This is a genomic window from Streptomyces sp. NPDC059452 (assembly GCF_042750035.1).
In the GTDB taxonomy this organism is placed as follows: Bacteria; Actinomycetota; Actinomycetes; order Streptomycetales; family Streptomycetaceae; genus Streptomyces.
This window is the reverse complement of the sequence record NZ_JBHYVE010000004.1, coordinates 73,662-87,563: the sequence shown is the minus strand read 5'-3', so window position 1 is coordinate 87,563 and position 13,902 is coordinate 73,662. Positions and strand designations below refer to the sequence as shown.

The following is a 13,902-nucleotide window of genomic DNA, read 5'->3' as shown; positions in this document are numbered from 1 at the left end:
ACAGCAGACGGACAAGGGCCGGGCGGTGCGGACGGGGCGGGATCACGGATCGCGGACCGGACGGCGCGGACCCCGGGGGACAGAGCATTGGAAAGCGTGACCATGGATGTGACCGGGACGGTGACCGGCAACGGGACCGACACCGACGGCGGAACGGGCGACCGCACCGAGACCGAGGCGCGGCGGACGCTGCACCGGGTCTTCGGATACGACGCGTTCCGCGGCGAGCAGGGCGCGGTCATCGAGCATGTGGTGTCCGGCGGCGACGCCGTCGTGCTCATGCCGACCGGCGGCGGAAAGTCCCTCTGCTACCAGATCCCGTCCCTGGTCAGGCGGGGCACCGGGGTCGTCGTCTCCCCGCTGATCGCCCTCATGCAGGACCAGGTCGACGCCCTGCGCGCGCTCGGTGTGCGGGCCGGTTTCATGAACTCCACGCAGGACTTCGACGAGCGCCGCTCGATGGAGGCGCAGTTCCTCGTGGGGGAGCTGGACCTGCTCTACCTGGCGCCGGAGCGGCTGCGGCTGGACTCCACGCTCTCCCTGCTGGCCCGGGGCGAGATCTCCGTCTTCGCGATCGACGAGGCGCACTGCGTCGCCCAGTGGGGCCACGACTTCCGCCCGGACTACCTGGCCCTGTCCGTGCTCGGCGAGCGCTGGCCCGACGTCCCGCGCATCGCCCTGACGGCGACCGCCACGGACGCCACGCACCAGGAGATCACCCGCCGCCTCGGCATGCCGGACGCGAAGCACTTCGTGGCCAGCTTCGACCGGCCCAACATCCAGTACCGGATCGTCCCGAAGTCCGACCCCAAGAAGCAGCTCCTCACCTTCCTCAAGGAGGAGCACGACGGGGACGCGGGCATCGTCTACTGTCTCTCGCGCGCCTCCACGGAGAAGATCGCGGAGTATCTGACCCGCAACGGCATCAACGCCGTGCCGTACCACGCGGGCCTGGACGCCTCGACCCGCGCCACCCACCAGGCGCGCTTCCTCCGCGAGGAGGGGCTCGTCGTCGTCGCGACCATCGCCTTCGGCATGGGCATCGACAAGCCGGACGTCCGCTTCGTCGCCCACCTGGACCTCCCGAAGTCCGTCGAGGGGTACTACCAGGAGACCGGCCGCGCGGGCCGGGACGGGGAGCCGTCGACGGCCTGGATGGCGTACGGGCTCCAGGACGTCGTCCAGCAGCGCAAGCTCATCCAGGGCGGCGAGGGCGACGAGGCCCACCGCCGCCGGGCCGCCGCCCACCTGGACTCGATGCTGGCGCTCTGCGAGACGGTCCAGTGCCGCCGGGCCCAGCTCCTCACCTACTTCGGCCAGGAGCCCACGGCCGCCGACTGCGGCAACTGCGACACCTGCCTGACCCCGCCGGAGACCTGGGACGGCACGGTCGTCTCGCAGAAGCTGCTCTCCACGGTGGTGCGGTTGAAGCGTGAGCGGAACCAGAAGTTCGGCGCGGGCCAGATCATCGACATCCTGCTGGGCCGCAAGACCGCCAAGGTCATCCAGTTCGACCACGACCAGCTCTCCGTCTTCGGCATCGGCGAGGAGCTGGCCGAGGCGGAGTGGCGCGGTGTCGTACGCCAACTGCTGGCTCAGGGCCTGCTCGCGGTGGAGGGGGAGTACGGCACGCTGGTCCTCACCGACGAGAGCGCCACGGTCCTCGGCCGCGAGCGTGAGGTCCTGCTCCGCAAGGAGCCCAAGAAGCCCACGACCCGCTCGTCGTCCTCGTCCGGTGGCTCCCGGGGCGCCAAGGGCAAGACGGCCGCGGCCGACCTGCCCGCCTCCGCCGTCCCGGTCTTCGAGGCCCTGCGCGCCTGGCGCGGCGCGACGGCCAAGGAGCAGGGCGTCCCGGCGTACGTGATCTTCCACGACGCGACGCTGAGGGAGATCGCGACCGTCCACCCGACGTCGCTCGGGGAGCTGGGCGGCATCAGCGGCCTGGGCGAGAAGAAGCTCGCGACGTACGGGGAGGGGGTGCTGGGGGTCCTCGCGGAGACGTCCCCGGGGGCGTCTCCGACGGCTTCTACGACCCCTGCCCCGACTGCCCCGGCCCCCGCGCCCCGTGCGGCGGCGGCGGCGACCCCGGCCCCGGCCCGTACGAAGGCTTCCGCAGCCCCGGCCGCCCCGCAGCACAGCGACCCCGAGTTCGCCTGGGACGAGGAGCCGCCCGAGTACGAGTGAGGGCGTGGACCGGGCGGCGGCGGGGCTACTCCGGGTCCGCCGCCCGGCTGCGGAACTCGAGAGCGGTCAGGTCCAGATCGACGGGGAACGGCACCGACACCTTCATGCGGTCGTGGAAGATCCCGGTGGAGGTGTACGCCCCGGTGACCAGGCTCCCGTCGATCAGCTCCGTGTGCCGGGGAAGATTCGGGAGGGTGTCCAGGTCGTCGGCGGTCCAGCCGCCCTCGGGCGGGACCGCCCACCTCGGCGCGGGCCCTTCGGTGTCGTCGTGCGTCGGTGTCGGCATGCCGGGGAGTCTTGCGGTCCGGGCGGGGCCCGTTGCCGGGAACCGGATGAGGCTCCCCCGAACGTGTGATCGCCTCGCGTGCCGCTGACCGCTGACCGGAGTGCTCCTCCGCGCCCCCTTCAGTCCTCGTCCTTGTCCCCGCCCCCGCCGTAGCCGCTCCAGCCGTTGCCGGACTCGTTCTGCTGCACGTTGTAGTGGACGGCCGAGGCGGTCCACTCGGAGGCGCGCATGACCTTCATGACCGTTCGGCCCGTGCGGCCCAGGCGGGTCAGGTCGTCGGCGAGGCCGATCGCGGAGACCAGGGCGCCCAGTACCCGGTCGCGGTGGTGGGGGTACCCCGCCGCCTCGGCCGCCGCGAACCGGTCGAGGACGTCCCGCGCGAGGTCCGGTACGACCGGGAAGTGGCGGTGGTTCGGGAGCACGCCCAGGAAGCGGCGGGTCTCCCGGGACAGGACGAAGCGCTCGACCAGGGAGTCCAGGTACTTCTCCTGGACGTACCGGTCGTAGTCGCCCACCCAGCGCCGGGCGCGGATCGCCGAGCGGCGGCGGCCCTTGGCCGGTGGGTCCAGGGTCCGGAGCATGGCCGCGAGGAGCGGGTCGGCCGGGTCCAGTGGGTTCACCACCTGGACCCGGCCGTTCTCCTCCCGTATCCGCCCCTGGAGCTCCAGCTCCGCGAGGACGGCCCCGGCCGTCCCGTACGCGAGATCGCGGGCCTCGCACATCGGCTTGCCCCGGTCCGGGTCCAGGGCGAGCAGGATCAGTTCCTCGGGCAGGGTCAGGGCGGAGGAGGAGGTCATGGTGCCGTGACGATCCTGCCGGTCACATCGCCCAGGCCCACGCGGGTGCCGTGCGGGCCGGGGGCCCAGGCGGTCAGCGTGACCGTGTCGCCGTCCTCCAGGAACGTCCGCTTGCCCTCGGGCAGTTCCAGCGCGTCCCGGCCGTTCCAGGTGAGCTCCAGGAGCGAGCCGCGCTGCGCGGTCTCGGGGCCGCTGACCGTGCCGGAGCCGTACAGGTCCCCGGTCCGCAGCGACGCGCCGTTGACCGTCATGTGGGCGAGCTGCTGGGCGGCCGTCCAGTACATCGAGGCGAACGGCGGCTCGGCGACGACCTGGCCGTTGATCTCGACGGAGATCCGGATGTCGAAGCCGCCGGGCTCCTCCTCCCCGGAGTCGTCGAGGTAGGGGAGGAGGGGGACATCCCGGGTGGGCGGGGCGGTGCGGGCCGCGTCCAGGGCCTCCAGCGGGGTGACCCACGCCGATACGGAGGTGGCGAAGGACTTGCCGAGGAACGGGCCGAGCGGCACGTACTCCCAGGCCTGGAGGTCGCGCGCCGACCAGTCGTTGAGCAGCGACAGCCCGAAGACGTGCTCGCGGAAGTCGGCGAGCGGGACCGGGGTGCCGTGGGCGGAGGGGACGCCGACGACGAAGCCGACCTCGGCCTCGATGTCCAGCTTCACCGAGGGCCCGAAGACGGGTGCCGGGTCGGTCGGGGCCTTGCGCTGGCCGCTGGGGCGCACCACGTCCGTACCGGAGACCACGACGGTGCCGGAGCGGCCGTGGTAACCGATCGGCAGGTGCTTCCAGTTCGGGGTGAGCGCGTCGCCGTCCGGCCGGAAGATCCGGCCGACGTTGGTGGCGTGGTGCTCGCTGGCGTAGAAGTCGACGTAGTCCGCGACCTCGTACGGCAGGTGCAGGGTCACCGCGTCCACCGGGTGCAGCAGCGGCTCGATGTCCGCGCGGTGGCCCGGGACCGTCAGCCAGGCGGTGAGCGCGCGGCGCACGTCCCGCCACGCGGTGCGGCCTGCCGCGAGCAGCGGGGTCAGGGTCGGCTGGGCCAGCAGCCCGGCGTAGGGGGAGCCGAGCGCGTGGGCGGCGGCTCCGGCGTCCAGGACGTGGTTGCCGATGCGCACGCCGATCCGGCGGTCCTCGGGGTGGCCGGGGGCGGAGAACACACCGTACGGAAGGTTGTGCGGGCCGAAGGGGTCGCCCTCGGGCAGGTCGAGCGGGCTGCTCTGCTCGGGCATGTGTTGCTGCCTCGCTTTCCAGGTCGTGTGGAGGACACGTTACGTCGGAGGTACTGCCCCACGGCAGTGCCCTGACCATCCCCAACTGTGCCTATTGCCCGGAAAGTTCGATGAGTCCCCCGGAAATCCGGGGGACCCGGCCACGTAACAGGGACCGCTCAGCCCGCCGTGCGCGGAATCCGCTTCTCCCAGGTGCGGTGGAAGACGATCTCGTCACCGTCCTTGCAGATCACCTCGTCGGAGGTGATGAAGTCGTGGTCGTCGGCGGCGATCTCGGAGCGGGTCTCGATCTCCACGTCCCAGGCCATCTCCGGCCGGTGCAGCCGGATGCGCCAGTCGGAGCGGGTGCGGGCGGAGAGCGGGTCGTCCTGCTGGATCGTGTACGTCTCCAGGGCCTCCTCGGTGAATTCGAGGCCGTCGGGGTAGACCCGCGTACCGCCATAACGCGGATCCACCTCAAGCCGCCACTCGCCCTTGGCGACATCGCGGACGACGAGGCGTTCGGGGCGCGGCTCCTCCAGGGTGACCGGGTAGACCACGCCGAGCGGTTCGGACTGTTCCGGTGCGCCGAAGGTGATCGAGGGGTCCTCGGTGTGGCGGCGCACCGGGAGCTCGACGAAGCTGCCGTCCGCGTCGAGCGTGAACCCCGCCGAACCGGCCTGCGGCCAGATCCAGGGCCAGTACGAGGAGGAGACCGCGAGCCGGATGCGGTGGCCGGGCGGGAAGGTGTGGCCGATGCCGTTGAGGTCGAAGACCACGTCCTCTCTCTCGCCGGGCGTCCAGTCGTCGGTGCGGTCGCGGCCGTGGCGGGCGGCGAGGTTGAGGGCGCCCCGGGTGACCAGGGTGGAGGAGCCGTCGGGTGCCACATCGCAGAGCCGGGCGATGGCCTGGCCGCGCGGGACGTCCATCCGGATGCGGAGCTTGACCCGGGGGCGGCCGAGGATCTCGATCGGCGCCTCTTCCACCGGGAACTCGAACGACACCGACTTCGCGTCCTCGTCCCGCTGGTCCGGCGGCAGGTCGGCCTCGTTGCCGAACGGGAAGAAGCGGCCCGCGTCCACCCCGGTCTGCTGCGGCGAGGCGACGATCCGCTCACCGCCCTGGAGCGCGTACGCCACCGGGTTCACGTTCTCCGATGGCCAGGAGGCGTCCCCGACCCACCGGCCGGGCAGCGTCTCGTACACCGTGGCGGGCGGGTGCGAGCCGCTGATCCAGGACCGCAGCAGCGGCTCCCGCAGCACGCCCGTCTCCTTGCCCTTCAGGTGCTGGTCCCACCAGCGCAGCGTCTCCTGGAGGAAGCCGATCGCGGGCCCCGGCGGCAGCCCCCGGTCCGGGTACTGGTGCGACCACGGGCCGATGATCCCGCGCACCCGCGCCGGGTCCAGGTGCTCCACCAGCCGGAGCACGGTGTCGCGGTACGGGTCGTGCCAGCCGCCCACCGCGAGCACGTTCGCCTTGATCGCCCCGTAGTCCTCGCAGACGCTGCCGTGCTTCCAGTAGTCGTCGCGGCTCTGGTGGGACAGCCAGGTGTGGATGAAGGGCTCGACGGCCTCCAGCCGCTTCAGCCACATCTCCTTCCAGTCGTCGCCGACCTGCGCGGGGTCCGGCGGGCGGGAGACGAAGGCGAGCATGGTGGCGGCCCAGGCGTGCATGTCCACGGCGAGGACGGAGCCGCCCATGTAGTGGACGTCGTTGTCGTAGCGGTCGTCGGCCGAGCAGACGGTGACGATCGCCTTCAGCGGTTCGGGGGCGAGCGCGGCGATCTGGAGCGAGTTGAAGCCGCCCCAGGAGATCCCGAACATGCCGACCCGGCCCGAGCACCACTCCTGCTGGGCCAGCCAGTGGATGACGGCGACCCCGTCGGCCAGCTCCTGCGCGTCGTACTCGTCGCCCGGCAGCCCCTCGCTGTTGCCGTGGCCGCGTACGTCGACCCGTACGGAGGCGTAGCCGTGGCCCGCGTACCAGGGGTGGCGCTGCCAGTCGCGCGGGGCGGTCCAGTCGCCGAGCCGGTAGGGGAGGTACTCCAGTAGCGCGGGGACCGGTTCGTCGGTCAGGGGCCGCCAGATCCGGGCGTAGAGCCGGGTTCCGCCGGAGAGCGGGATGCGGACGTCCTCGTGGGTCGTCTCGTACGGGAACTCGGTCGTGATGTTCATGGGTCACCTCGGTGGGGGACGGGGGACGCCTTCTTTTAGGGGCCGCGACGCCTTATTAGGGGATCGGGAGGGGGGCGGTCAGTGGACGGGGTGCATCGTGCGCTTCAGCCACGGCGCGGCGAGGATCATCGCCACCCCGGCCGCCACCGCGATCCCCCCGTTGACGCCGAAGTACGCGGGGTTGGAGACCTCTCCGTACAACTTCACGACCTGGGCCTGGATGCCGTTGGCCAGGGCGAGGGAGAGGAACCACAGTGCCATCGTCTGGCTCGCGAACGCCTTCGGGGCGAGCTTGGTGGTGGCGGACATGCCGGAGGTCTCCAGGAGTACGTCTCCGAGGCCGAGGAGCAGGTAGGAGCCGACGATCCACCAGGCCGCCATCCGGTACACGTCGTCCGCGTGGCCGGAGGTCGGCAGGACCATCAGCAGGAAGGAGAGCCCGCCGAGGATCACCCCGAACGCGATCTTGTTGGAGGCGTGCGGCTGCCGGGTGCCCATCCGGGCCCAGGTCGCGGCCACCACGGGCGCGAGCGCCACCTCGAAGGCGCCGAGCGCGGAGGCGTACCAGCTGGCCGGGAAGGTGAAGCCGAGGATCTCGGTCCGGGCGTTGGTCGACGCGAGCAGCATCATCGTCGAGTACGCCTGGAACAGGATGAAGTTGAAGACGACGGAGCCGAGAAAGAGGACGACGTACGGGCGGAGCCTGCCGCGCTCCTCCGCGGTGACCCGGGGGGAACGGAACATCACCACGAAGTAGACGACCGGCGCGATCACCGAGATGAGGGTCAGGACGTCGACGAACCGGTCCATCGTCAGCCAGCCCGCCAGGGCCAGCGCGGTGGCCGCGGCGGCGACCACGACGGCCCCGCCGATGATCATCCGTACCGCGCGGCGCATCGCGGTGGGGGCGAGCGCGAACTCGGCGGCGTGCTTACGCCCGGCCAGGTGACGGCGGCCCGCCACGTACTGGATCAGGCCGAGGGTCATCCCGACCGCGGCGGCCGAGAAGCCCCAGTGCCAGCTCACGTGGTCGCCGAGCCAGCCGGTGATCAGCGGTCCGGCGAAGGCGCCGATGTTGATGCCCATGTAGTAGAGGGCGAAGCCCGCGTCGCGCCGCTCGTCCTCGGTGCGGTAGAGCTTGCCGACCATGGAGGCCACATTGGGCTTGAGCAGGCCCGTACCGGCGCTGATCAGGCCGAGCCCGACCCAGGTCATCGCGTCGGTGGGCACGGCCATGGAGTAGTGGCCGCAGGCGATGAGGATGCCGCCGTACAGGACGGCCCGGTAGGAGCCGAGGATGCGGTCGGCCAGCCAGCCGCCCGCCACCGAGACCAGGTAGACGAGCGTTCCGTAGGCCGCCGACACGGAGGCGGCGGTGCCGGGGTTCATGCCCATGCCGCCGTTGGACACCTTGTCGGCGAAGAACAGCACCAGGATCGCCTGCATGCCGAGGAAGGAGAACCGCTCCCAGACCTCCAGCCCCGACAGGGTCATCAGCCCCCGTGGCTGGCCGAAAAAGGCGCGGTCGTCCTCGGGCGGGGGCTGGGCCGGTTCGGTGTCGGCGGCGCTGTGGGACAAAGTGGATACTCCTGATCGTATGAGCTGATCCCGAACATACCGGCGGTGGCGGGAAGCCGCCCACGGTGATCCAAAGGGGACCGGATACGCTGAGTCGGATGGAGACAACGACACATCGACATTGCGTGTGATCGTCAGCAGACAGGAGATGCCCTCGTGACCGTCGTCGGGCCGTTCGGACTGCACGTGCGGGACCAGGCTCTTGAGGCCGATGTCCAGACGGGCCTGGCCGCTGTCGAGGCGGGGCTGCTCGAAGCCACCAAGAGCGATGTGCCGTTCATCACCGAGGCCGCCCAGCACCTGGTGCGGGCGGGGGGCAAGCGATTCCGCCCACTGCTGGTCATGCTCGCGTCACAGTTCGGCGATCCGGACGCGCCGGGCGTCGTCCCCGCTGCCGTCGTCGTCGAGCTGACCCATCTGGCCACGCTGTACCACGACGACGTGATGGACGAGGCCGACGTACGCCGTGGCGTGGCGAGCGCCAACACCCGCTGGGGCAACTCGGTGGCCGTGCTGACGGGCGACTTCCTGTTCGCCCGCGCCTCCCACATCCTGGCCGACCTGGGCCCCGAGGCCGTACGCATCCAGGCCGAGGCGTTCGAGCGGCTCGTCACCGGCCAGATCCTGGAGACCGCGGGCCCGCGCGACGGCCGCGACCCGGTCGACCACTACCTGGACGTGCTCAGCGGCAAGACCGGCTCGCTGGTCGCCGTCTCCGGCCGGTTCGGCGCGCTGATGGCCGGGGCCGACGAACGGACCGTGGACATCCTCACGCAGTACGGGGAGCGGCTCGGCATCGCCTTCCAGCTCGCCGACGACGTCCTCGACATCGCCTCCGACACCCACGAGTCCGGCAAGACCCCCGGCACCGACCTGCGCGAAGGCATCCCCACCCTCCCGGTGCTGCGGCTGCGCGCCCAGGCCGCGGAGGACGGCAAGCCCGACGACCTGGAGCTCGTGGAGCTGCTCGACGGCGACCTGAGCGACGACGACACCCTGGCCGAGGCGCTGCGCCGACTGCGCGCCCACCCGGCGCTGGAGCAGGCCCGTCAGGACACCGTCCGCTACGCCCAGGAGGCGCGCGCCACGCTGGCGCCGCTGCCCGAGGGGTACGCGAAGTCCGCGCTGGAAGAGCTGTGCGACGCCGTGGTGCACCGCGCGGGCTGAGAGCGCCGTTCGCGGTGCCCTGGGTTGACGACGCGTCAGCCTCTATAGGTGCCGACCCGGTGCCCTGGAGGGCGCTGGCCCGGGGCCCTACCCCTACTGGATGGCTGACCCACCCTGCCCGGTTGTCATACCGGAGCAGTAGGCGGGTTGATCCCGGGGGCTGACGCTTCATGGCGCCCGATTTGGTCAGATGGATAAGAACCACTCCTGACCACATCGGGTGAGAATGGCGGCAGGGAGTGGACGGGCAACCGTACGGAAGCCGCCGACCACGGAGGTAGGGCACACATGGCACCGAACGACAGCGCAGAGACCATCGGCGAGGCCACGGGCACTGTCGTGGGCCGTCGGAAGGCGGCGCGCTACATCGTCCCCGTCGCGGTCGCGGGGGTGGCGGCCGCGACCATCGGGCTCGTCCCGGCGCTCGCGAACACCGGCGACCCGGACCTGCCGAAGATCAGCGCACAGGAGCTCATCGAGAGGATCGCCGCCTCCGACGAGCAGCAGCTCTCCGGGACTCTCAAGATCAGCACGGACCTCGGCCTGCCCCTCGACGGCCTGGCCGGCGCGTTCGTACCGGGCGGCGACGACAAGGGCTCCAGTGCGGCCGCACCGGAGGACAAGCTCATGGAGCTGACGTCCGGCACGCACACGCTGCGGGTGGCCGCCGACGGCCCGGACAAGCAGCGGCTCTCCATCCTCGGGAACGCCTCCGAGTACAGCGTCATCCACAACAAGGGCGAGGTCTGGGCGTACGACTCCCAGTCCGACGAGGTCTACCACGCGGGGGCGCCCGAGAGCGCGGGCGCGGAGAAGGAGTCCCCGGAGGCCCCCGAGGGCGTACCGACCACTCCGAAGGAGTTCGCCGAGCAGACGCTCGCGGCGGTCGGCGACACCACCTCGGTCACCGTGGACGGCACCGCGCAGGTGGCGGGGCGGGACGCGTACCAGCTGGTGATCAAGCCCAAGCAGTCCGGCTCGACGATCGGTTCGGTGCGGATCGCGGTGGACGCGGAGAACGGCGTACCGCTGAAGTTCACGCTGGCCGCCGCGAGCGGCGGCAAGGCCGTGGTCGACGCCGGTTTCACCAAGGTCGACTTCTCCAAGCCCGCCGCCTCCCAGTTCGACTTCACCCCGCCCAAGGGCGCCAAGGTGACGGAGGCCGACGAACTGGAGACCGGCAAGGACGAGCACGGCGCGGCGCAGAAGGGGCTTCCCGAGCAGTTCTCCGGCCAGCTCCCCGGACCGCTCGCCGGACTGGAGGGCTCCGAGGGCGTCAACGTCATCGGCAAGGGCTGGACGTCGATAGCCGCCATCGAGATCCCCGGTGGCAAGGGCCTGCCCACGGCGGGCTCGGACGGCATCCCGGCCGAGGCCCAGGGCTTCCTGGACGCGCTCGGCGACAAGGTCACCGGGAAGTTCGGCTCGGGCACGGTCTTCAAGACCCGCCTGGTCAACGCCCTGGTGACGGACGACGGCAAGGTATACGTGGGAGCGGTGACGAAGGACGCGCTGGTACGGGCGGCCGACGGCGCCAAGTAGGGCCTTTCGGGGTCATCCGGCCGTCCCGCCCCGTCGCACACCCGTGCGGCGGGGCGGTCCGGCCCCTGCATGCGCTGAGAGGTGCGACCGGCATGACGGACACAGCGGCTGAGGGCACGGCGGCTGAGGGCACAGCGGCCATCCCGGCGGCCGAGCCGGGCGATCCCGCTGCTCCCACCGCCCCCGTCATCGAGACCCGCGGTCTCACCAAGCGCTACCGGGGCGGCCAGCTCGCCGTGGACGGGCTCGACCTCACCGTCCCCGGCGGGAGCGTCTTCGGCTTCCTCGGCCCCAACGGCTCCGGCAAGACCACCACCATCCGGATGCTCATGGGCCTCATCGACCCCACATCGGGCACGGCCAGGGTGCTCGGCCGCCCGATGCCCCAGGCCGCCCGTACGGTCCTCCCGGAGGTCGGCGCGCTGATCGAGGGGCCCGCGCTGTACGGGTACCTCAGCGGCCGCGACAACCTCGTACGGTTCGACCGCGCCGACCCCACCGCCGACCCGCGCACCCGCCGGGCCCGCGTCGGCCACGCCCTGGAGCGGGTCGGCCTCGCCGCCGCTTCGGCCAAGAAGGCGAAGGCGTACTCCCTCGGCATGAAGCAGCGCCTCGGCCTCGCCGCCGCCCTGCTCCGGCCGCGCCGCCTGCTCGTCCTGGACGAGCCGACCAACGGCCTCGACCCGCAGGGGATGCGCGAGATCCGGTCCCTGGTCCGGGAGCTGGCGGCCGAGGGCACCACGGTGTTCCTCTCCTCGCACCTGCTGGACGAGATCGAGCAGGTCTGTACGCACGCGGCGGTGATGGCCCGGGGCCGACTGCTGGTGCAGGGCCCGGTCGCCGACCTGGCCGCGAGCTCCCGCGCCCGGCTCGCCGTCACCACCCCCGACCCCGGAGAGGCCGCCCGCATCCTCAAGGGCCACGGCCTCACCGGCCTGGCGGCCGAAGGCGACCGGCTGACCGCCGACGCCCCGCCCGCCGCCGTGGACCTCGCCGACCTCAACGCGGCGCTGGTGGGCGGCGGGGTGCGGGTGCGGGCGTTCGGGGTCGAGGGCGGCTCGCTGGAGGACGCGTTCGTGGCACTGACCGGAGAGGGATTCGATGTCGCAGGCTGAGGCCCCCGTGGCTCCGGAAAGCACCGGGCCCCGCCCCCGTAACCCTCTCTGGACGCTCGGAATCCTCCGCTCCGAGGTCACCACCACCCTCCGCCGCCACCGCACCTACGCACTCCTCGCGGTGCTCGCCGCCGTCCCCGTACTCATCGGGATCGCGGTCCGCATCGAGACGGGCGGCGGCGGGGCGGGAGGGGGGCCGGGCGGCGGGGGAGGGCCGGCGTTCCTGACCCAGGTCACCAACAACGGCCTGTTCCTCGTCTTCGCCGCCCTCGCCGCGACCCTGCCGGTCTTCCTGCCGATGGCCGTCGGCGTCGTCGCGGGCGACGCGATCGCGGGCGAGGCGAGCGGCGGCACCCTGCGCTATCTGCTGGTCGCCCCGGCGGGCCGGACCCGGCTGCTTCTGGCCAAATACGCCTCCGTCCTCACCTTCTGCCTGGTCGCGACCTTCGTCGTGGCGGCCTCGGCGCTGGCGGTGGGGGCGCTGCTCTTCCCGGTGGGCGAGGTCACGACGATCTCCGGGACCCGGATCAGCTTCGGTGAGGGCCTGGTACGGGCCGCGCTGACGGCGGGGGTCGTCGCGGGGTCCCTGGTCGGTTTCGCCGCGCTCGGGCTGTTCGTCTCGACGCTGACCAACAGCGGGATCGGGGCGATGGCGGCGACGGTCGGGCTGCTCATCACCGTACAGATCCTGGACAGCATCCCGCAGTTGAGCGGGGTCCACCCCTACCTGTTCCCGCACCACTGGATGTCGTTCGCGGACGTCCTGCGCGAGCCGGTCCACTGGGACGGGCTCGTCGAGAACTTCCGGCTCCAGGGCCTGTACGCGGCGGTGTTCGGCTCGGCGGCCTGGGCGCGGTTCACCACGAAGGACATCACGACCTGAGCGGGACCCATGAGGTCGTCCCGTGGCGGGGCCGTGGCCGGATCGGATCGGTGAGCGGTCGTCCATGCCGTCGGCCGGGCGAGCCGTCCCCCGATCGGCTCGTCGCGGCACGAACGGCACGAACGGTGCGGAGGAGGGGAACGACGCGACACGGTACGTTCCGTTTCCGCTTGGGTATTGTTCGGCCTATGACGACTGTCTGTCAATAAGGATTGGCTGAAACCCCCCTATGCTCACCGAATGATCACATCGCCGAGTAGCCTGCGCCGCAGCGAGAGATCACGACGTGCGACGCTGCAGGCCGCGCTCGACCTCTGTACGGAGAAGGGGTACGGGCGCGTGACGATAGAGGCCATCGCGGCCCGCGCCGGAGTGAGCAAGAAGACGATCTACCGGTGGTGGCCGTCAAAAGGGGCGGTGCTGCTGGAGGCGTTCACGGACGCGCTGGTGGACGCCACGCCGTTCGTGGACACCGGTGACATCGGGGCCGATCTGCGCACCCATGTCGCCGGGGCGGTGAGGCTGCTCTCCGTGCCGCCCTTCGGCCCGGCCTACGCGGGCATCCTCTCCGAGCTCCACCACGACGACGTCCTCGCGCAGGCCCTGAAGGACCAGCTGGTCGACCCGCGCGTCGAGGAGGCGGTGGCTCGGTTGCGGAGTGCCCAGGACCAGGGCCAGATCCCGCCGGGTGCGAACCTCCCGCTGGCCGTGGAGATGCTGTACGGCCCCGTCTACTACCGCCATGTCCTGCGCAAGCCGGTCCAGGACGAGGAGACGATCGCCACCCTCGTGGCCCATGTGCTGCGCGCGCTGGGGGCGCCGGGGTACTGAGGGCTGTACGGGGGTCCGGTACGGGCACGGGTGCGGCCCGTGCCGGGGGTGGGGCTGGTCATCGTGGAGGCGACCGGGGAGCGAGGGGGGAGTCCAAGAGTCCAAGAACCCTGGAGTACGGGGGTGCGGGGGTACGAGGA

At 71.7% G+C, this 13,902-nt stretch carries 11 protein-coding genes; 6 read left to right on the top strand and 5 right to left on the bottom strand.

What is annotated here, in order from left to right:
• Nucleotides 1-102 precede the first annotated feature (102 nt).
• Nucleotides 103-2,184, top strand: coding sequence for a DNA helicase RecQ (gene recQ, locus ACFW9Z_RS07935; protein WP_384636802.1), 2,082 nt, complete (start codon nucleotides 103-105; stop codon nucleotides 2,182-2,184).
• 25 nt (nucleotides 2,185-2,209) lie between these two features.
• On the opposite strand, the gene ACFW9Z_RS07930 is transcribed toward recQ, so the two are convergent.
• From ACFW9Z_RS07930 to ACFW9Z_RS07910, 5 genes are all read right to left on the bottom strand, one after another.
• Nucleotides 2,210-2,470, bottom strand: coding sequence for a hypothetical protein (locus ACFW9Z_RS07930; protein ID WP_384636018.1), 261 nt, complete (start codon nucleotides 2,468-2,470; stop codon nucleotides 2,210-2,212).
• A gap of 119 nt (nucleotides 2,471-2,589) precedes the next feature.
• The gene (locus ACFW9Z_RS07925; RefSeq protein WP_384636015.1) at nucleotides 2,590-3,267 is read right to left on the bottom strand and encodes a GPP34 family phosphoprotein; all 678 of its coding nucleotides are present in this window, start codon (nucleotides 3,265-3,267) and stop codon (nucleotides 2,590-2,592) included.
• Nucleotides 3,264-4,493, bottom strand: coding sequence for a fumarylacetoacetase (gene fahA, locus ACFW9Z_RS07920; RefSeq protein ID WP_384636013.1), 1,230 nt, complete (start codon nucleotides 4,491-4,493; stop codon nucleotides 3,264-3,266). The genes ACFW9Z_RS07925 and fahA overlap by 4 nt, the downstream gene beginning before the upstream one ends.
• Before the next feature lie 158 nt (nucleotides 4,494-4,651).
• Nucleotides 4,652-6,646 carry a CocE/NonD family hydrolase gene (locus ACFW9Z_RS07915; protein WP_384636010.1) on the bottom strand — a complete coding sequence of 665 codons (1,995 nt, stop codon included), beginning with the start codon at nucleotides 6,644-6,646 and terminating at the stop codon, nucleotides 4,652-4,654.
• 78 nt (nucleotides 6,647-6,724) lie between these two features.
• Nucleotides 6,725-8,224 (bottom strand): peptide MFS transporter, encoded by a 1,500-nt coding sequence (locus ACFW9Z_RS07910; RefSeq protein WP_384636007.1) that lies wholly within the window; start codon nucleotides 8,222-8,224, stop codon nucleotides 6,725-6,727.
• Between the two features lie 156 nt (nucleotides 8,225-8,380).
• Here ACFW9Z_RS07910 and ACFW9Z_RS07905 point away from each other — a divergent pair, with 156 nt between their 5' ends.
• The 5 genes from ACFW9Z_RS07905 (at nucleotide 8,381) to ACFW9Z_RS07885 (ending at nucleotide 13,762) form a co-directional block, all read left to right on the top strand.
• Nucleotides 8,381-9,391, top strand: a complete 1,011-nt coding sequence (locus ACFW9Z_RS07905; protein WP_384636004.1) for a polyprenyl synthetase family protein — start codon at nucleotides 8,381-8,383, stop codon at nucleotides 9,389-9,391.
• 288 nt (nucleotides 9,392-9,679) lie between these two features.
• A complete protein-coding gene (locus ACFW9Z_RS07900; protein WP_384636001.1) occupies nucleotides 9,680-10,933 on the top strand; it encodes an outer membrane lipoprotein carrier protein LolA in 1,254 nt (417 codons plus the stop codon).
• A 92-nt stretch (nucleotides 10,934-11,025) separates the two neighbouring features.
• Nucleotides 11,026-12,048, top strand: coding sequence for an ABC transporter ATP-binding protein (locus ACFW9Z_RS07895; protein ID WP_384635999.1), 1,023 nt, complete (start codon nucleotides 11,026-11,028; stop codon nucleotides 12,046-12,048).
• Nucleotides 12,035-12,931 (top strand): ABC transporter permease, encoded by an 897-nt coding sequence (locus ACFW9Z_RS07890; RefSeq protein ID WP_384635996.1) that lies wholly within the window; start codon nucleotides 12,035-12,037, stop codon nucleotides 12,929-12,931. The genes ACFW9Z_RS07895 and ACFW9Z_RS07890 overlap by 14 nt, the downstream gene beginning before the upstream one ends.
• 240 nt (nucleotides 12,932-13,171) lie before the next feature.
• The gene (locus ACFW9Z_RS07885) at nucleotides 13,172-13,762 is read left to right on the top strand and encodes a TetR/AcrR family transcriptional regulator (protein ID WP_384635993.1); all 591 of its coding nucleotides are present in this window, start codon (nucleotides 13,172-13,174) and stop codon (nucleotides 13,760-13,762) included.
• Nucleotides 13,763-13,902 lie beyond the last annotated feature (140 nt).

Excerpts from the sequence above, each read along its gene's own strand:
- recQ (WP_384636802.1), top strand. The coding sequence starts at position 103 with ATGGATGTGACCGGGACGGTGACCGGCAACGGGACCGACACCGACGGC.
- ACFW9Z_RS07930 (WP_384636018.1), bottom strand. The coding sequence starts at position 2,470 with ATGCCGACACCGACGCACGACGACACCGAAGGGCCCGCGCCGAGGTGG.
- ACFW9Z_RS07925 (WP_384636015.1), bottom strand. The coding sequence starts at position 3,267 with ATGACCTCCTCCTCCGCCCTGACCCTGCCCGAGGAACTGATCCTGCTC.
- fahA (WP_384636013.1), bottom strand. The coding sequence starts at position 4,493 with ATGCCCGAGCAGAGCAGCCCGCTCGACCTGCCCGAGGGCGACCCCTTC.
- ACFW9Z_RS07915 (WP_384636010.1), bottom strand. The coding sequence starts at position 6,646 with ATGAACATCACGACCGAGTTCCCGTACGAGACGACCCACGAGGACGTC.
- ACFW9Z_RS07900 (WP_384636001.1), top strand. The coding sequence starts at position 9,680 with ATGGCACCGAACGACAGCGCAGAGACCATCGGCGAGGCCACGGGCACT.
- ACFW9Z_RS07895 (WP_384635999.1), top strand. The coding sequence starts at position 11,026 with ATGACGGACACAGCGGCTGAGGGCACGGCGGCTGAGGGCACAGCGGCC.
- ACFW9Z_RS07890 (WP_384635996.1), top strand. The coding sequence starts at position 12,035 with ATGTCGCAGGCTGAGGCCCCCGTGGCTCCGGAAAGCACCGGGCCCCGC.
- ACFW9Z_RS07885 (WP_384635993.1), top strand. The coding sequence starts at position 13,172 with ATGATCACATCGCCGAGTAGCCTGCGCCGCAGCGAGAGATCACGACGT.